The following is a 16,875-nucleotide window of genomic DNA, read 5'->3' as shown; positions in this document are numbered from 1 at the left end:
AATGTCGAAGTCGGCCTTGATCTGCCTGATGGTGTGCGTGCTGTGCGCGTTCGGGCTGTGGCTGGAGCCGGGTGAAACCGCGTGGCTGGCGCAGGCCCTGAAGATCGGGCTGGCCACCAGCGGCGTGCTGCTGGTGCTGGCGCTGCTGGTGGGGAAGCGGGTCAAGTTCGACCCGGTGCTGCGTTAGTCCGCTGTAGCGAGGATCATCAGCAGGCGTTCGAGGGTGGTTTGCAGGTCGCCGGAGTTGTCGAGTATCACCAGCCCTTCACTTTCTTCGGCCAGCAGGGCCTGGGTGAAGGCGGCGTTGCGGGCCAGGCGGGCTTCGATCTCGTCTGCGGTCTCCCGCCCCCGGCGCAGCAGGCGCTGGCGCAGAACGTCCGGCGCCACGTCGAGCAAAATGGCCTGGAGCTGGGGGTAGCGCCTACGCGCTTCGGGAAGATAGCCGCGGGAACCATTCACCAGGACATTCAGTCCATTACCCAGCCAGTCATCGATTTCCCTGGGAATGCCGTAGGAAAGACCGTTGGCATGCCAGCTCATGGCGAAGGCGCCCTGGGCTTCCAGTTCATTGAAACGCTGGGGTGTAACCGCTTCGGCCGCCTCCCCCACCGCTTCGGCGGAGCGGGTGATGACCCGCCGGACCACCCGGCAACCGCGCTCGGCCAACTGCGGCCGGACGGCGTCAAGCAGGCTGTCCTTGCCCGATCCTGAAGGTCCGATGAGATAGAAGAGCCTGCCGTTCATGGGGTTCTCGCTCGCGCTACCGAGGGGCCTGGAAACGGGCGCCACGATACCGGGATCGGGCTTGTTTTGGCAGCCTCGGTCGCCAGGAATCACCGAACGTCGAACAGTATCAAAACGCCAGCGCAGCGGCGTTATCATGGCAACCGTTCGGCAGCCTTACGGAACGATGCGGCTGTCTGACGGTCGATTCACCGGCAAGCGCTCTGTCCAGGGCTCCGAATTGCACAGTGACTCGCATTTCGGACAATTGGTGCTGGCAAAAAGCCTGCACCCAGACCAGAATTTACGACACAGTTTTGACGTCAAGGAAACGTTGCACTGACCCGCCGGGTCGCTCCTGACGCCAAATGCGATGTCGGGCGGAACGCCTGATGCGAAGGATTGTCAAACCGGTGACAATCACGTAGCTCATTGCCAGCATCGCTCCCTGAACTAACCGGTTTATGAATGTATGCGCCCTATGAAACAGGCTATCTACTCCAGCCGTACCGCTGACAAGTTCGTCGTCCGTCTGCCCGAAGGCATGCGTGAACGCATCGCCGATGTGGCTCGCAACCACCACCGCAGCATGAACTCCGAAATCATCGCGCGACTGGAGCAGAGCATGCTCCAGGAAGGCGCGCTGGATGAGGGGTTGAGCATGCGGATCGACAGCCCGGAGCTTTCCCTTCATGAGCGCGAGCTGCTTCAGCGCTTCCGTCAACTCTCCCGCCGCCAGCAGAACGCCCTGGTCGCGCTGATCGCCCACGACGTGGAACTCGCCGCCGAAGAAGCGTGAGTCCGTTGCGACATTCAAGAGCCGCCCTCGAGGCGGCTTTTTATTGCCTGCGGTTTAACAGGCCGGAAGAAAAAGGCCCCGCTGGTGCGGGGCCTTGGGATCAGAGCAGGAAGATGGTCGCCAGCCCGAGGAAGATGAAGAAGCCGCCGCTGTCGGTCATGGCGGTGATCATCACGCTGGAGCCCATGGCCGGATCACGCCCGACGCGGGCGAGGGTCATGGGGATCAGCACGCCCATCAAGGCGGCGAGCAGCAGGTTGAGGGTCATCGCGGCGGTCATCACCACCCCCAGCGACCAGCTGCCATAGAGGTAGAAGGCGACGACGCCGATCACCCCGCCCCACACCAGGCCGTTCACCAGGCCCACGCCCAGCTCCTTGCGCAGCAGGCGCGAGGTGTTGCCGGGACTCAGCTGATCCAGCGCCATGGCGCGCACGATCATGGTGATGGTCTGGTTGCCGGAGTTGCCACCGATACCGGCGACGATGGGCATCAGTGCAGCCAGGGCCACCAGCTTCTCGATGGAGCCTTCGAACAGGCCGATCACCCGCGAGGCGACGAAGGCGGTGATGAGGTTGATGGCCAGCCAGGCCCAGCGGTTGCCGACGGACTTCCAGACCGAGGCGAAGATATCTTCCTCTTCGCGCAGACCGGCCATGCTGAGGACTTCGCTTTCGCTCTCCTCACGGATCAGGTCGACGATCTCGTCGATGGTCAGACGGCCGATCAGCTTGCCGTTCTTGTCGACCACCGGTGCCGACACCAGGTCATAGCGCTCGAACGCCTGGGCGGCGTCATTGGCGTCCTCGTCCGGGTGGAAGCTCACCGGGTCGCTGGCCATCACTTCGGCCACCAGCTTGTCCGGGTCGTTCACCAGCAGGCGTTTGATCTGCAGCACCCCCTTGAGGATGCCGTCGTAGTCGACCACGAACAGCTTGTCGGTGTGGCCTGGCAGCTCCTTCAGGCGACGCAGGTAGCGCAGGACCACTTCGAGGGTGACGTCTTCGCGGATGGTGACCATCTCGAAGTCCATCAGCGCACCGACCTGATCCTCTTCATAGGACAGTGCCGAACGCACGCGCTCGCGCTGCTGGGCGTCAAGGGACTCCATCAGCTCGTGGATCACGTCGCGGGGCAGCTCGGGGGCCAGGTCCGCCAGTTCGTCCGCGTCCATCTCCTTGGCGGCGGCGAGCAGCTCGTGATCGTCCATGTCGGCGATCAGCGTCTCGCGGACGGCGTCGGAGACCTCCAGCAGGATGTCGCCATCGCGCTCGACCTTGACCAACTGCCAGACCGTCAGGCGGTCTTCGAGCGGCAGGGATTCGAGAATGTGGGCGATGTCGGCGGGGTGAAGTTCGTCGAGCTTGCGCTGGAGTTCGGCGAGGTTCTGACGGTGGACGAGATTTTCCACCAGGTCATGGTGCTGGCCTTCCTGACGGTGGGTCAGGTCTTCCACCAGCTTGTGGCGATGCAGCAGTTCGACCACCTGGGCCAGGCGATCCTGCAGGCTCTCTTGAGGCTTCTTTACTTCTACTTCGGTCATAGCGCGCTCCACCCCCAGTGGCGGCGCACGCCAAGGAGGGTCAATCAGTCAATACGCGATTGGCAAATCGAGATCTTGAGTAACTACTGGGTAAGTCCATGAGGGGTGTCCAAAAGCCTCGGCGAGGCTGACCGCGCAATGATAACACCGGTCAGTCATTTTGCGCGTTACAAAATCGTGGCCAGAACAATCGGTTGCGGCATAAAGCTGAGATTGCTTGCACCTTCCGTGGGACGCCGTCACGCCCTGGCGAGGCACCGTTGGGAAGCAAGTAAAGCAGATACCTTCGAGGCTCATCGTCATGGAGGACCACTCATGCTTCGATACATCGCCACCCTGACCCTGCTGCTCGCCGCACCATTCAGCGCGCCCCAGGCCGCCACCATCTACCACTGCAAGGGCCCGGACGGGCGCATCACCTACTCGCAACTGGGTTGCCCCGACGACCAGCGCATCGCCAGCCAGGAAACCGCTCCTGCCCACGGCGAAGCGGAGTACCTGCTGCCGCCGGCCAAACCCGAACGGATCGTGCGCAGGAGCCGGAAGGAAGCGGCCGAGAATCGGCGCGAAATAACGGTGGTGGGGGAACGACAGGACGGCTGCGGCAATCGGATCACCGGCACCGAACGGCGCCAGGCGATGTTGCGCAAACAGGTGCGCACCGGGATGACACAACGGGACGTGGAAAGCATGCTCGGCAAACCGGACCGGATCACCCGCAGCAACGGGATGACCCGTTACCACTACACGCCGAAGAAAGGAAAGGGACGCAGCCAGGTCGTCGCGTTCGACGAACAAGGCTGCGTCAAGGGAAGGCGCTGAAGCAGCGCCTGGAAGGCAGGGAATGGGAAGGGAACGGACGTCCGCCCCAGCAGGCCGCTGAATAAACCGCGGCGTTGCCATAGCAACGCCCAGGTGTTCAACAGCCGGCTAGCGGCAGGCGTCCAGGGCGGCCACAAGCTCTCGCTCGTAGCCCATGCGCTGTAGGCGTTCGGCCCGCAGCGCTTTCATCTGTTGATCGATCGGCGCATCCAGCGCCAGTGCCGATACGGCAAAAGCCGGGGCAGCCGGCAGCTCGACACGACACGGAACCGGCACCGGCACACGCACCTCCATGGGCGGCGGCACAGCTGGCGCGACACATCCGGCCAGCAGGCCCAGGGGCAATAACCACACCCCGTTCATGGCGCACGCTCGCGGCGCAGCTCCTCGGCAAACGCCCGCCTCGCCGCCTCGCAGGCATCGGCCGAAGGCGTGGGCTCCAGCATCACCTGGGCGGCGGCGTGGTAGTCACGGGCGGACCGGGAACGCGCCTCGGCAACAGCTGCCTCGGCGCGCTCGCTGCGCGCACGCCCCTGGCGCTCCAGCTCGGTCATCGCCTCGCCCTGCTTGAGCAACGCCAGGCGATTGGCCTGATCGGCCTGTTGCAACGCGACCAACTGCGCACGAGCCTCGTCCAACCGGGGCCGGTAGAACTGTCCCGCCATCCAGGCGCCGAACCCGACCAACCCGAGGGCACACAGCCCCCAAGCCAGCCAGCGGCTAGAAAGGAAGGCACTCATGCCAGTGCCTCCCGGAACTTCGCCCACAGCGCCCGACGCTCGGCCAGGCCATTGAGCCCACCGTTGATACGCCGGGTGATGGCCTCGAAGTCCCCGGCATCCGCCAGTTCGTTCAGCCCGTTCACCTGCCAGAACCAGGCGGCCGAGAGCACGGCCGGCCCCGGCTGGGCGAGCAGATCCGGCTGCTCCACCAGGGGCAGCCCCAGCGCCGCACCGCAACGCTGGTACTGGGCCCGACCGGTGATCTGCAACAGCCCCCTGCCCCGGTACCGCCACCCGTCTCCGGAAGCCTCGGGTCCGTTCCCCATACGGTTGGCATACACCACATTGGCAATCGCCTCGGGCCGACGATGCAGGGCCCGGGCCAGCGCATTGGGCTGCCCATCCGCACCCCGGAAACGTCCCGGCCAGGTAGCGGCCAGGCCCGTGGCGCTGTAGTTGAGATTCTCGGTCAGCCGGGTGAAACCGGCGGACTCGTGGGCAGCTTGGGCGAGGAAGGCGGATTGGCGGGTGGGGGTGGTGAGGGAAAAGCGGGAGAAAACACTGTCGAAGGTGGAAACGAAAACGCCCGCATTTAAACGGGCGTTGGTGGGTATAACATCAAACTCAGTCATTAATAGCCTCGCTAGGATTAGGCATATGTCCACCCATTTAGCCCTGACTAGCCATCAGCCAATTTTCCAACTACATAGCTTCATGCCTATTGGTCACCAAAGGCTTCAGGCCAACCGCCCGAAAAGTCATAGGTAGCAGGATCAGGTGCAACCTCCAATGCAGCACGATGCGATTCCGCGACCTCGAACAGCCTTGCATCAAGATCAACAGCAGCAGACACAGCATCGAAAGCTAACTGCACTGTCACCGCAATGAATGAGCCATCCATTGTCTTCCAATGCAACGGCTTTCCTAGGATGACAATTTCATCGTTTTCTGCTCCACCAGCGGCAAGCAAATCACGGGCCTGGTCTTTAAGAGCCAGATGTTGCATGCGACTTTCGGTATCGCTGTGAAGCCATTTATCCCCAGTCTTTATCCCCCCCCCTTTGCGCTTTTCACGTACCGCCTTAATTCTCTCCCACTGAGACGCTTTTATTGCCTCAACAGTCGGACCTGGCTGCATGGCGACAACGACGCGACCGTTGATGACGTCAAACACTTCATCTGGAGCCCTCGCCATGGCGGCTTTGAAATCTTCTTCCGAAACATCAACCAGGTCACTCGGCAAGAGTGCATATTGAATTTCATCAGGATAAAAACATCCAGTTGATTTGCTGAATCTCATAACTCCCCCTTAATTCCCGATCGCAAACCAAGTGAAAAACCACGTATTCGTTTCGCCTAAAATATTGAAAAGCTTGGTGGTTACCCCTGTGTTAGATCGGGTACTCGCCAGTTCAATCACAGTTGCTGAGCCTTCACCGACGTGTGTTCCGTGAATGCCGAAAAAGGCGTTTGGGAATGCAACTGGAAACTTTATCGGTAGCGTACCGTCCGGCATTGAAATACCCGCACCCCATTGCAAAATTAGTCCACTGGGAAGTTTTTGATACCCGTTACTCGAGAGACTAGAACCAAATGAACTCGCGTACCTAAGAGCACCTACACCATACATGAACCAGCGATTATCCCCAGAAGAAACAAAGGTAACAGAATCACCGTCCCCGATAGTAGCGCCAGTTAATGCCTGATTTGAAGAATTTGCATATACCCTGTCAACACCTTGGGTCTTTATATAACATAGCAACGATGCCGCACTGATCTGAATAACACTTCCAGCCGGAACCGAGGCTGAAAGCGGGAGTGTTATATCCGTGCAACTGCCATATAGATTTATTGATGAATTAATACGATCACTACTAATTTTTTGCCCCGCCGTGCCATAAGAGAAAGTCCTTCCAAACCCTCCCATCGCACGCTGGACGAACTCTGTTGTCGCGATGCTGCTGTCATTATCAAACTGAGCCGGAGTCGGTGCAGTCGGATTGCCAGAAAGCGCTGGCGACGAGATAGGCGCGAAGTTCTGCTCCTGGATCAACACCTTCAACGCATCACGCGTCAGCGCCGTCTCCACCCATTCGCTGGGATTGACCGACGGCTGTTTGCCCAGGCTTGCCACCTTGGCCTTCCAGACCTTGCCGCTCTCCTGCACGTGGGCGCTCACGGGGTAATCCTCGGTCGCCGACCACTCGGCGATGCCCCGCTGCAGGAGGTAGCGCAGGGCTTCGTCATTGCGCTTGAACAGCGCGTTGAACCATTCCATCGGCGGGATGCCGTTGGTCTGGTCGAACGACACGCCCCAACCTCGGGCGATGTCGGGGAAATTCTCGACTTCTCCGGTTTTGGCGCCGGATGCAAAGACCGTCTCGTCAGGACGTTTGTATTGAGTCATGGGTAAAACCTCATTCGATTCGTGGCTAGAAAATCGCCGGCGCAACGGCCGGCGATTGAGCGCGGCCCGCTCTGGAAGGGGGCTGGCGCTCGGGAACAAAGGAGGGGCAAACGCCCCACCGATCACGAATCGATGCTCGCCATGGCTCAGGTTGAAACGCCCAGCCCGCGTGGGGCGGGCTGGTTTCTAAAAAACTAGCGGCCGGTGCTTTCGTCTCCTTTTGCGATGATCCTGATTGCGGTGATCGCCTCGGCGGCTACCGCCTTAGCATGTTCCGCGCCACCGGCCGCAATAGCAGCGCGGACCGACTCCTTAGCCTGCAGGCGCAGTTCACGAATCCGATACAGAACATCGGTGTAGGCAGCGGCCCGGAGAAGAATGCTCTCAGCGGCTTGGCGAGCGCTGCGCCCGTTGTTTACCCACGCGGACACACTGCGGGGCACAGAGTCGGACGGATACCCAGCCTCAGCAAAAGTCCGGGCGTCAGTTGCAGTCTTTTCGTACTCCAGGGCGCGTAACGGATCGACAACGAAGGAATTACGGGCGGCATCTGCAGCAGAGTCAATTGCTGCGATTAGGCCCAACTCGACGATATTGAGTGTTTCGAACGGCTCCGGCTCATTGCCATCAGCTAGCCAGTCCTCGTATTCCACCCACAATGGATGAGCACGTGGAATAAACACTCCGCTAAGTAGTTGAATCACATCAGGACTGTCGGTGAGCTTGTACATTTCGAACCCCTTATAGCTCGGCGTCTGCAGTCCAGTGGACCTGCAAATTTTGATTAACGGCACCGGAAGATGGCAGCATGAAATTCAGAGAGAAACAGGTTTGACCAATGTTCCCCAAAGATGTGGAAGAACAGTCCACGAAAGCAGATGTGTTGCGAATTTGCATATTAGAGATATCCGGGTTATATGCGGTAATTGCAGGGGCAACCCGTTTGCGAACGTTAAACCAGATATTGAATGAAGATCCGACTGCGCCACTCGCCTGACTTTGATAAAGAGCAGCTCCTGCACGTGTAAGAGTGCCCGGCGCATCACTGAGATCATAGCTCTTCTCGAAGTAGCGCTGGCAAAGCCCTAGTTCCTCTGCCAACGAACGGCGGTCGAACGAGGTAGCGGCCTGGCCTTCTTCTACTTGAACTTGAGCGAGGCTAAACGTGAGATTAGTTACAGGCCTAAAGAAAAGCAGTTCAAGGCAGTCATCTCCATTACTACCGAGAGCCTTATCTGATATTGATGGCAGGTCATAGATCAGTATGAACCTCTGCCAAGTCGCACTCAAGTTAATCGGATTTATTAAATCAACCCTCGCACTGGGACTGCCACCCGTACCAAAAAATTGGCTGAGATATACATCAATGCGTACATCACTGTTAGCTTTGGCATAAAAGCTGACAGCAACTTTTTTCCCCGCCAAAGTTTTTACGCTTTCTATGCGTTGGCGGAAATTTAAGTTACTGCCACCCGACGTAACGACTTGAGCAAAGTAAGTCGGCTCGCCTGCTACCTCTATCTGGTCGAGCTTAAATACTTGTCGTGTAACGGCCACAGATCCCACGGTGCCTGGATTCACCCGCCAACGGTCTGCTGTATACATGATGCCGTAGGGTGCGCTCGATGTGATGCTGGTTCCGCGCTGCCAAATGTTAAAGTCCCCGTTGATCAGTAGATTTTTTCGATGCACTTGGACAGGAAATTTCTGCTCTGGGTCGAATTTAATAAATTGTGAACCGCCGAGCACTTCACCGCGTTTCCCGACTGTGACTCGATTGAAACTCCCCACTGCAGCATCTGCTTTCCTCGCAACACACTCAAACACCAACCCAGAAGTGCCTAAGGCAAGAGTTTCATCAGTCGCTAACTGCCAAACCGAGTTGGCATTGACGGCGCCGTGCTCGACTGAAACGAACATTCCTGGCGTAACGTTAATGGCCGCGTCTGCATCTGCATCACGAATCCAAGTATCAGAGGCGGCTATGTAGATGCCGTTCTGCAAAGCGATAATCTGATCCTTAACCAACACCCGATCACCAGCAAACGGCACTACGCCATCAATCATCTCCAACCCCTTGAGGCCAAGATTACCGGTCGTAGCAAGTCGCACACGGCTTTTGCCCAGTTGCTCCTGAATCAAGGCCTTCAATGCTTCACGGGTCAGCGCCGTCTCCACCCATTCGCCGGGGTTGACCAACGGCCGCTTGCCAAGGTTTGCCACCTTGGCCTTCCAGACCTTACCCCCCTCCTGAACGTGGGCGTCCACGGGGTAGTCCTCGGTGGCCGACCAGTCGGCGATGCCGCGTTGCAGCAGGTAGCGCAGGCCTTCGTCACCGCGCTTGAACAGCGCGTTGAACCACTCCATCGGCGGGATGCCGGCGGTCTGGTCGTAGGCCACGCCCCAGCCACGGGGAATGTCGGGGAAACCCTGGACCTCGCCCGGCTTGGCGCCGGATGCGAAGACCAGTTCGTCAGGACGGGAGTAATGCGTCATAGGAACCTCGCGAATTTTCCTTGGTTGAAGCCGAGTGCGCCGGCGGCGCCCCGGAAGCCGAAGGCCCGTTGGGGCACAGCGACGTAGAACTGGATACGGACACCCGCCGGTCGCGGCAGGATGTCCAGGGTGTTCAGCGCATAGCGCTTGAAGTCGCTGACCTGGTCGCTGCGGATGACCACGGTCAGGCTCATGTCGTACTGGTCGAAGACCAGGCTCTCGCTGTCGAAGATGAAGCGCAGGGCTGCGCTGATGTCGTCGACGGTGCCGAGTTGGTAGTTGCGGGCGATGCGGCAGCGGATGAGGAAGCGGTAGTCGTCGTCATCCAGCACCGCCGACTCTTCCAGCGGGTCGCCCATGCGGTACCACTTGCCGGTGCCGAAACCGCGGGCACCGGGGACTTCGTGGAAGCCGAACAGGCTGCGCGGGGCGAGCCCGTTGAGCACGCGGCTCTGGCCGACGTGCTTGCCCACCAGGTCGAGGTTGGCGCCCAGCGCGCGGTCGATGTCGAGCGCGTCGGGCAGGCTCGACAGGCCTTGCCAGGTGTCGCCGAACTGTCGCGAGATCAGTTCGGCGGTGGCGGCGGCCCGGGGCTTGCCCTGGTATTGCCAGATCAGCAGGCGGTCATAGCTCATAGCACCACCACCTCGATGTCGGACGGGGCGAACCGCGCCCGCTCACGCACACCGATGGCGATGTTGTCCGCCGCCGGGGTGCCGCTGCGGCGGCTGATCTTCAGCTGCTCGACCCAGAAGCCCTGGACGGTGTTGATCGGGCTGTAGAGCCGCGACAACTGCACGTCCTGGCCGATGCGGAAGTCCAGCTGCGCCAGTTGCGCCTTGATCGCCGCCACGTCGATGGCGGTGAACTCGGCGTCGCGCCGCAGCTGGACGAAGGCCTTGCAGTCCACCACCGCCGGGCGGTCGAAGCGGATCAGGCGCTTCATGCCCTGCCCGTCCACCACGGAGTGCGACTGCTGGCCCATGAGTCCGGTGCCCGCCGGCTTGCGCTGGAAGATCGCCTGGGCGATGGCCTGCTCCTCGCCGCCATCGACGATCAGGTTGAGGCTGTGGCCCGGCACGCCGTCGGCGTCCGCAGTCGAGCCGGTGTTCTCCAGCCCCACCACCTGGCGCACGTCCGGCAGTTGCAGCAGCGCGGCCACCAGGCCATCGAGGCTGTTCTGCGCCGGGCGGGCGCGGCTGCGGAAGAAGCGCGCACGCAGCTCGGCGTCGGTCTCCTCCTCGGCGCCCACTTCGGCGGGCGCCTGGGTGGTGGCGGTGTCCCACCCCAGCACCAGGGTCTCGAGGGTGAGGCTGCTGTTGGCCGGCAGGTTGTAGGCGCCGAGTTCTTCGCTGCGCAGGTCGGCGCGGGCGGAGCCGTCGACACCCAGGGTGACGTCGGCGGTGAGCAGCCAGCGCCCGCGGTTGGCGTCGCGCAGCACGGCGCCGGCGGGAATCTGGGTGCCGGCACGCCCGGTGAGGGCGGTGCCGCGCAGGTAGCTGTAGCGCGCCTGGCGCCGGGTCAGCCCGGCGTAGGCGACCCGCTGTTCGAGCCAGTCGCCACTGGCGTGGTCCGGATCGAGGGCGCGGTAGATGACCTCGCCCAGCTCCTCCAGGTCCGCACGAACCTGGGCGATGAGCCCGAGCATCTGCCCGTCGGGGCTGTCGGGCGCGAGGTCGATGTCGTTGCCATAGATGGCTCGGAACCCCTGGTCCAGCTCCGCAAGGATGCTGTCCAGGCGTACACCGACATAGCCCTTGTTGGTCAGTTGTCCCATGTTGGTTCTCCAAAGAAAAAGCCCCACTCGAGGTGGGGCTTCGGTTTGACGGCGGCGGCCGATCAGCGCTGGACGCGGGTGCTCAGGTCATTGCCGAGGTTGTCGCGCAGCGTGACGCCGATGGCCAGGCGCCGGTCGTCGGGGGTGACGTCCAGCTGGAAGTCGAGGATCTCGCTCACCCCCTCGGTGGTGAGGATGCAGCGCTTGATGTCCACCTCGATCTGCGCCAGGTCCGCCGGCCGCTCCATGCGGGGCAGCCAGGGCAGGCCATGCTCCAGGTCGAGGAACCAGTCCCCCTGGAAGGAGCGCAGGCGCGTGCACACACGCTGGGCCACGCATTCGCCGCCGTCGGCGTAGTTGTTGCGGCCCTGGCCGAAGGTCCAGTCGCCGTCCTTGTCTATTCGTCTCACTCTCATTGTCGTGTCCTCATTGCGGCACGCCGGTGACGGCCGGGCCGGCCATGACCTGGCCGTGCAGGTGGCGTTCCAGGCTGATGCCGCTGGACACCACGTCGCCCTTGCCGGTCATGCCCGCCTCGAACACCACCGGGCATTTGATCAGCACCTTGGCGCCGTCCAGCGTCAGGGTGCCGCCCTCGTCCAGGCGTACGTAGGCCGAACCGTCCAGCCGACGCAGTTCCACCGCGTCGGTGGCGAAGGCCGGCACCACCTGGGGCAGCGAGCTGATGCCCATCACCGCCACGGCGTCCGACAGGTCGTGCTGGCGGTAGTCCAGCGGTTCGCTGGAGGCACCGGAATGCCACCAGCCGTCGATGCAGCGCTCGTTGAACACCAGCAGGCATTCGTCGCCCGGCTTGACCGGGAAGGTCAGCACGAAGCCGCCCCCCCGAGGGAACTGCACCGGCACGTCGGGCAGCATCGGCAGGGGCTGGCGCGAGCCATCCATCAGCTGCTGCTCGATCATCGGCTGCACGCTGGCCACCTGGCGGGCGGCATCGAAGGCGACGATGCGCCCCGGCAGCGCGGTGTGCAGGCGCTTGATGCGGGTGTCGAGGGCGGTGCCCATGGCGACCTCGGTCGAGGGGGTCTGCCAGTCGTAGTTACCCATTGCTCTTGCCTCCGGATTGGCTCTTGGCGCCGCCGGCCGGCTGGAACTCGCCCTTGCTCACGGTGAGCACGCAGAACCAGTCCTTCTCCATGACGTCGCCCTTGCTGATGATCCTGACGATCTTGTAGTCGCCGTCAAAGCGCGGCTCGATGGACTTCACCCGCACCGTGCCACCGACCCGGGGTGCCGGGTCGATCAGGCAGGTCAGCTCCAGGCCGCCCTCCACTTCCTTGGGTGAGCCGATCAGGCCGGTTTCCTGGGAGAGGAACACGGCCTGGTCGTCCAGCACGTTGCCGGCGGGCAGCAGCAGCAGTTCGCCGTCCTGGATGGACCAGTCGGCCCCCTGCTCCGCCGCCACCTGGCTGAGCACGTCGCGGCTCAGCCCCACCAGCACCTTGCCGCGCGGCAGGGGCCGTTGCTTGGGCAGGGTGATCTGCCCCGGCGTGGTGGACTTCATCGACTGCACCGCTGCCTTGACGTGGTCGTCGGCAGTGCTGCCGGCGGCGAGGGAGCGGCTGATGCGCGCCTCGCGGTAATCCACCGCACCGGTGGCGCAGGTGAGCACGGTGATGTTGTCCAGGCCCTTGCGCTCCACCGCCGCCTCGGCGATGTCGCCGGCGTAGAGCAGGCGCAGCTCGCTGTAGCCGGCCCAGAGCCAGGCCTTGCGCAGGGTGCCGTCCTGCAGTTGTTCGCGGTGCTCGGGGTTGAGGTTCCAGACGCGGATCGTTCCCGGGTTGGGTTTGTTGTCGATGCTCTTGGTGAAGTCGAAGGCCACCCGCAGGCTGTCGATCACCAATCCTTCCTGGTCGGCACCGAGGATCAGGCGGTAACGCCGGCCGAACTGCCTCATGGCTGCACCTCCGCTTTCTCGCCGATGTGGAGCAGGCAGCGGCTGCCCATGTCATCGCCGCCGATGGGGTCGAGGCCGACGCCGCTGACATCTTCCAGCCAGAGGAAGAACGGCAGGGTGCTGCGCCAGAGCATCGGCACGCCGGTCACCAGGGTCAGCCCCTGGGCCAGCCAGGTGCCCTTGGCCTCGTCCAGCAGGTCGATGGCCCAGTGGTCGCCGATGCTGTTGTAGCGAAGGGTCAGGCGCAGGCGGTAGCCGGCGAACTCGAAGCTCTGCTCCTGCAGCGGGTCGCTGCTGATGGGGATCTGCTTCATGAGAACACCGTCCTGCCTACCGCATGCGCAAAGCTCTCATTGCGCTTCTTGGTCTTGGGCGTGGTCTTGCCCTTGGACTTCTTCTCCGCTGCCTGGCACTGGGAGCGTCCGGAACGCTTGGTCCCGGCCGCCGGGGTGACCACGCCATTGATGACGCGGGTATCCACCACCAGGACTTCGCGCAGGGTCAGGTCCAGCTCGATGGCGCCATCGATGGCCTGCACGGCGGAAATCGTGGTGAGCAGCATGTTCTTGTACAGGTAGAAACCGGTCTGCACCTGCAGCAGTTCACCGGCCTTCTGGGTGTCCAGCAGGCATTGGTAGACCTGTTGCAGGCGCGACTGGCTGGGCGAGCTGTCGAAGCGCGACAGCGGCTGGTACTCCAGCATCCAGGGCGCCAGGGGCCGGGCCTTGGGTGTGTCCACCTGGGGCTTGAGCCAGCTCTTGAGCTCGCGCTGGGCCCGATTGCGGGCCTGCCGGGTCAGGTTGGCCAGGATCCCCGGCTTCACCTCGTCGACGAAGTCGACACTGCTGCGCAGCCCCGGCGTGACCTCGGCGGCCAGGGCCGCCAGGGGGTCGTAATGCTCGACCACGATGCCCTTGATCTTCAATGTGCGGGGCTGCGCGTAGGCGTGGTCGGCAATGTTGGCGCCGCTCTCCACCGGGTTTTCGGTGATCTTGAGTTCAGCGGTGTGGGTTTCGTTGATGACCGCATCGAGCCTCATCGTGCCGATGCGGCGGTTGATCAGCATGACCATCGATTCACCTCACTGTCTGATGTCACTCTGGTTGTTGTGGGTGGCCAGGCGCTGCTGGTTGGAGGCCACCTGCTCGGCGACCTCCCGTCCGATGGCTTGGGGGTTGTCTCCGCTCACGTGGACCGTGACCGACTGGTTGAAGCTGTTGTTGCTCACCGGGGCCACGAGGGAGGCGGCACCGACGCCGGCGCCCAGCGCCGCGCGGCTCTGTGCGTCGTGCACACCGGCCGTGAACTGGCTGGCGCCTTCCACCAGGCGAGGTGCCGTGGCGGCCTGGTCGTCGGTGCTGTTCCAGCCGAAGAACCCGGCCACGCCGGAGAACATCCCCGGCGATTCCTTGGCCGCCTCGGGCGCGCCTTCCTTGTCGTCACCGAAACCGAACATCCCGGCGACCTTCTTGAACCCGGCGCCGAGTGCCTCGAACTTGGCCTTCACGCCTTCGAACCAGCTGTTGAAGACTTCCTTGATGCCGTCGAAGCCGCCTTTGACGAGGACGAACAGACCTTTGAACAGGTTGATGACGTAGTTGATGCTGGTACCGATGCCGGCCATCAGGCCCTCGGCGAAGGCCATCGCCGATTCGCTGATTTCCCCCCAGAGGGCCATGAACTGTGCCTTCAGCCCATTCAGGACTAGCTCTACCGCGGCGATGCCGTTGAGCAACGACTCCCAAGAGAACAGGCTGCCGATCACTTCGAACTGCGTGGCCAGGCCTTCGAATATCCCGCCGAACGCCTCCTTGACGCCGTCGACGTCTCCTCGCAGCAAGGCGAAGAAGCCTTTGAACAGGTTGATGACGTTGCTGATGCCCGCGCCGATGAACACCACCAGGCCGTCGGCGAAAGCCATCGCCGACTCGCTGATTTCCCCCCAGAGAGCCATGAACCGTGCCTTCAGCCCATTCAGCACGGCCTCTACCGCAGCGATGCCATTGAGCAACGGCTCCCAGGAGAACAGGCTGCCGATCACTTCGAACTGCGTGGCCAAGCCTTCGAATATCCCGCCGAACGCCTCCTTGACGCCGTCGAAATCTCCTCTGAGCAAGGCGGAGAAGCCTTTGAACAGGTTGATGACGTTGCTGATGCCCGCGCCGATGAACATCATCAGGCCGTCGGCGAAGGCCATCACCGTCTCGCCGTTCTCCGCCCAGAAGGCGTCGAACTGCGCCTTCATGTCCGCCAGGATGGCGCCGACTTCCTTGAAGCCTTTCACCAGCGGCTCCCAGACGCCGCCGAAGGCCGATTCGCCGCCGTCCAGGTAGGTCATGAAGTCGTCCACCAGGGCGATCACCACCACCAGGGCGGCGATGATCCACATGATGGGGTTGGTGGCGAAGGCCATCAGGCTGGCGCGGCCGACCCAGAGCAGGGCCGTGCCGAGCATCATCAGGGCGTTGTCCCATCCGACGGTTCCGCTGACCACGAAGTCCAGCGCGCGGCCGAAGTTGTAGACCGCGTCCAGGCCTTCGGCGACCAGCGTCATGGTCTTCTGCAGCCCTTCGGTGATCAGCTCCTTGTTGGCGTCCACCACCGCGAGGAAGCGGTCCGCCAGGAATGACAGTTGCGGGGCGAGGCCCAGGCCGACCCGCGCCTTCACCCCGTCCAGCACCTTGTCCAGTTTCTCCATGGACGTCTGGTAGTCCTTGGCCGACTGGGCCTGCTCGTCGGTGACGACGCCCAGGGCATCCGGCCCGGCCTTGAGGTCCTTCAGGCTGCCCAGGGAGGACTGCACGAAGTCGAAGAGCTTGGAGGCCACCTGGGAGATGGCGCCGCCGATCCTGGACGAGCTGCCCTCGACCTGCGCCGCCTTGTCCTGAACCTGGTTGAGGGTCTCGATGTAGGTGTAGTGGGCCTGGTTGCTGGAGAGCAGGGTGTTGCGGGTGACCTCGACGTTCTGCCTGAGGTGGTTCACCACGCTGATCTCCTGCACCAGCGTATTGCTGATGACGTTCAGCTCCTGCTTCAGAGTGTTGGTGATCTGCTGCAGGCCCAGCGCGAACTGCGTGCTGAGTTGTTGGATTCCAATTTCAATTGCCATTGGCCTGCCTCTCGTGGGCCTGACGCTGTGCGTCATCCCATTCGGCTATCGCGTCATGGAAGTCGCACAAGTCGGCCAGGGTGTAGAGCGCGCGCAGCTCGTGCAGGGTGCAGAGCTGGCGCATGACAGGGGTGAACAGGAACCAGTCGGTCACTCCGCCTCGGCCGGTCCCGGCAGAATCGCCGACAGGGCTGGCGCGGCGGCGGCGAAAAAATCGGCGAACTGGTACTTCACCCCCTCCACCAGCAGCGGCACCAGGTGCCCGCGGTGTTGGTTGAAGTGCGCCTCGGCGCGGTCGGCGAGGCGGAATGCCGCGCCGTCGGCCGGTTGCACGTTGGTCTGCTGGATCACCAGCGCTTCGATCTCCGCCACCACCGGATCGCCCAGGTTGGCCAGGATGGCGCCGATGGCCAGGCTGTCGCCGCCCTCGCCGCGCTTGATCTCCACGCCCTGCAGCAGGCGCGCGGCCTTCTTCAGGGCGTTCCAGGCCGGCATGGCGTTGGCCGGGCGCATGACGTAGTCGAAGCCGTCGAGGTTGATGCGATGTTCGGCGTTCATG

At 62.5% G+C, this 16,875-nt stretch carries 22 protein-coding genes; 3 read left to right on the top strand and 19 right to left on the bottom strand.

Features of this window, described 5'->3' with window-relative positions; all coding sequences use genetic code 11:
• The first annotated feature begins 1 nt into the window (after nt 1).
• Nucleotides 2–187, top strand: a complete 186-nt coding sequence (locus SZ55_RS21870; RefSeq protein ID WP_044411593.1) for a PA3371 family protein — start codon at nt 2–4, stop codon at nt 185–187.
• Here the strand turns inward: SZ55_RS21870 and phnN are convergent.
• Nucleotides 184–744, bottom strand: a complete 561-nt coding sequence (phnN, locus tag SZ55_RS21865) for a phosphonate metabolism protein/1,5-bisphosphokinase (PRPP-forming) PhnN (RefSeq protein WP_044411590.1) — start codon at nt 742–744, stop codon at nt 184–186. The genes SZ55_RS21870 and phnN overlap by 4 nt on opposite strands.
• 451 nt (nt 745–1,195) lie before the next feature.
• Between phnN and SZ55_RS21860 the strand changes: the two genes are divergently transcribed.
• Entirely contained in the window at nt 1,196–1,522 is a 327-nt protein-coding gene (locus tag SZ55_RS21860) for an Arc family DNA-binding protein (RefSeq protein WP_044411587.1), read from the top strand.
• Nucleotides 1,523–1,622: 100 nt separating this feature from the next.
• Here SZ55_RS21860 and mgtE read toward each other — a convergent pair whose 3' ends face one another.
• Entirely contained in the window at nt 1,623–3,065 is a 1,443-nt protein-coding gene (gene mgtE, locus SZ55_RS21855; protein ID WP_044411585.1) for a magnesium transporter, read from the bottom strand.
• Between the two features lie 315 nt (nt 3,066–3,380).
• Between mgtE and SZ55_RS21850 the strand changes: the two genes are divergently transcribed.
• Nucleotides 3,381–3,887 carry a DUF4124 domain-containing protein gene (locus SZ55_RS21850; protein WP_044411582.1) on the top strand — a complete coding sequence of 169 codons (507 nt, stop codon included), beginning with the start codon at nt 3,381–3,383 and terminating at the stop codon, nt 3,885–3,887.
• 108 nt (nt 3,888–3,995) lie between these two features.
• Here SZ55_RS21850 and SZ55_RS21845 read toward each other — a convergent pair whose 3' ends face one another.
• The 17 genes from SZ55_RS21845 to SZ55_RS21780 all read right to left on the bottom strand — a co-directional run bounded on the left by SZ55_RS21845 (nt 3,996) and on the right by SZ55_RS21780 (nt 16,874).
• Nucleotides 3,996–4,250 carry a hypothetical protein gene (locus tag SZ55_RS21845; RefSeq protein WP_044411579.1) on the bottom strand — a complete coding sequence of 85 codons (255 nt, stop codon included), beginning with the start codon at nt 4,248–4,250 and terminating at the stop codon, nt 3,996–3,998.
• Nucleotides 4,247–4,627, bottom strand: a complete 381-nt coding sequence (locus tag SZ55_RS21840; RefSeq protein ID WP_052807642.1) for a hypothetical protein — start codon at nt 4,625–4,627, stop codon at nt 4,247–4,249. Before SZ55_RS21840 ends, SZ55_RS21845 begins: the two co-directional genes overlap by 4 nt.
• Nucleotides 4,624–5,241, bottom strand: a complete 618-nt coding sequence (locus SZ55_RS21835) for a glycoside hydrolase family 19 protein (RefSeq protein ID WP_044411575.1) — start codon at nt 5,239–5,241, stop codon at nt 4,624–4,626. Before SZ55_RS21835 ends, SZ55_RS21840 begins: the two co-directional genes overlap by 4 nt.
• 86 nt (nt 5,242–5,327) lie before the next feature.
• A complete protein-coding gene (locus SZ55_RS27670) occupies nt 5,328–5,909 on the bottom strand; it encodes a DUF4376 domain-containing protein (protein ID WP_082078313.1) in 582 nt (193 codons plus the stop codon).
• A gap of 9 nt (nt 5,910–5,918) precedes the next feature.
• Nucleotides 5,919–7,016, bottom strand: a complete 1,098-nt coding sequence (locus SZ55_RS28475; RefSeq protein ID WP_044411572.1) for a gp53-like domain-containing protein — start codon at nt 7,014–7,016, stop codon at nt 5,919–5,921.
• Between the two features lie 194 nt (nt 7,017–7,210).
• Nucleotides 7,211–7,747, bottom strand: coding sequence for a hypothetical protein (locus tag SZ55_RS21825; protein ID WP_044411568.1), 537 nt, complete (start codon nt 7,745–7,747; stop codon nt 7,211–7,213).
• A gap of 10 nt (nt 7,748–7,757) precedes the next feature.
• A complete protein-coding gene (locus SZ55_RS28185; RefSeq protein WP_152644531.1) occupies nt 7,758–9,512 on the bottom strand; it encodes a hypothetical protein in 1,755 nt (584 codons plus the stop codon).
• Nucleotides 9,509–10,147 carry a DUF2612 domain-containing protein gene (locus SZ55_RS21820; protein WP_044411565.1) on the bottom strand — a complete coding sequence of 213 codons (639 nt, stop codon included), beginning with the start codon at nt 10,145–10,147 and terminating at the stop codon, nt 9,509–9,511. The genes SZ55_RS28185 and SZ55_RS21820 overlap by 4 nt, the downstream gene beginning before the upstream one ends.
• The gene (locus SZ55_RS21815; RefSeq protein WP_044411563.1) at nt 10,144–11,289 is read right to left on the bottom strand and encodes a baseplate J/gp47 family protein; all 1,146 of its coding nucleotides are present in this window, start codon (nt 11,287–11,289) and stop codon (nt 10,144–10,146) included. The genes SZ55_RS21820 and SZ55_RS21815 overlap by 4 nt, the downstream gene beginning before the upstream one ends.
• A 62-nt stretch (nt 11,290–11,351) precedes the next feature.
• A complete protein-coding gene (locus tag SZ55_RS21810; protein ID WP_044411559.1) occupies nt 11,352–11,705 on the bottom strand; it encodes a hypothetical protein in 354 nt (117 codons plus the stop codon).
• A 10-nt stretch (nt 11,706–11,715) separates the two neighbouring features.
• On the bottom strand, nt 11,716–12,357 hold the full coding sequence (locus tag SZ55_RS21805; RefSeq protein ID WP_052807641.1) for a Gp138 family membrane-puncturing spike protein: 642 nt from the start codon (nt 12,355–12,357) through the stop codon (nt 11,716–11,718).
• A complete protein-coding gene (locus tag SZ55_RS21800; protein WP_044411557.1) occupies nt 12,350–13,207 on the bottom strand; it encodes a phage protein in 858 nt (285 codons plus the stop codon). The genes SZ55_RS21805 and SZ55_RS21800 overlap by 8 nt, the downstream gene beginning before the upstream one ends.
• A complete protein-coding gene (locus SZ55_RS21795) occupies nt 13,204–13,521 on the bottom strand; it encodes a phage baseplate plug family protein (RefSeq protein ID WP_044411556.1) in 318 nt (105 codons plus the stop codon). The genes SZ55_RS21800 and SZ55_RS21795 overlap by 4 nt, the downstream gene beginning before the upstream one ends.
• Complete coding sequence (locus SZ55_RS21790) at nt 13,518–14,279, bottom strand: phage baseplate protein (protein ID WP_044411553.1); 762 nt, start codon at nt 14,277–14,279, stop codon at nt 13,518–13,520. The genes SZ55_RS21795 and SZ55_RS21790 overlap by 4 nt, the downstream gene beginning before the upstream one ends.
• Nucleotides 14,280–14,288: 9 nt before the next feature.
• Nucleotides 14,289–16,316 carry a hypothetical protein gene (locus SZ55_RS27170; protein ID WP_052807640.1) on the bottom strand — a complete coding sequence of 676 codons (2,028 nt, stop codon included), beginning with the start codon at nt 16,314–16,316 and terminating at the stop codon, nt 14,289–14,291.
• Complete coding sequence (locus SZ55_RS28370) at nt 16,306–16,470, bottom strand: hypothetical protein (RefSeq protein ID WP_160158626.1); 165 nt, start codon at nt 16,468–16,470, stop codon at nt 16,306–16,308. The genes SZ55_RS27170 and SZ55_RS28370 overlap by 11 nt, the downstream gene beginning before the upstream one ends.
• A complete protein-coding gene (locus SZ55_RS21780; protein WP_044411551.1) occupies nt 16,467–16,874 on the bottom strand; it encodes a phage tail assembly chaperone in 408 nt (135 codons plus the stop codon). Before SZ55_RS21780 ends, SZ55_RS28370 begins: the two co-directional genes overlap by 4 nt.
• Nucleotide 16,875: the final 1 nt, after the last annotated feature.

The organism is Pseudomonas sp. FeS53a, assembly GCF_000931385.1.
GTDB lineage: Bacteria > Pseudomonadota > Gammaproteobacteria > Pseudomonadales > Pseudomonadaceae > Metapseudomonas > Metapseudomonas otitidis.
The sequence above is the reverse complement of the archived record's forward strand: the minus strand, read 5'-3'. Positions and strand labels throughout refer to the sequence as shown.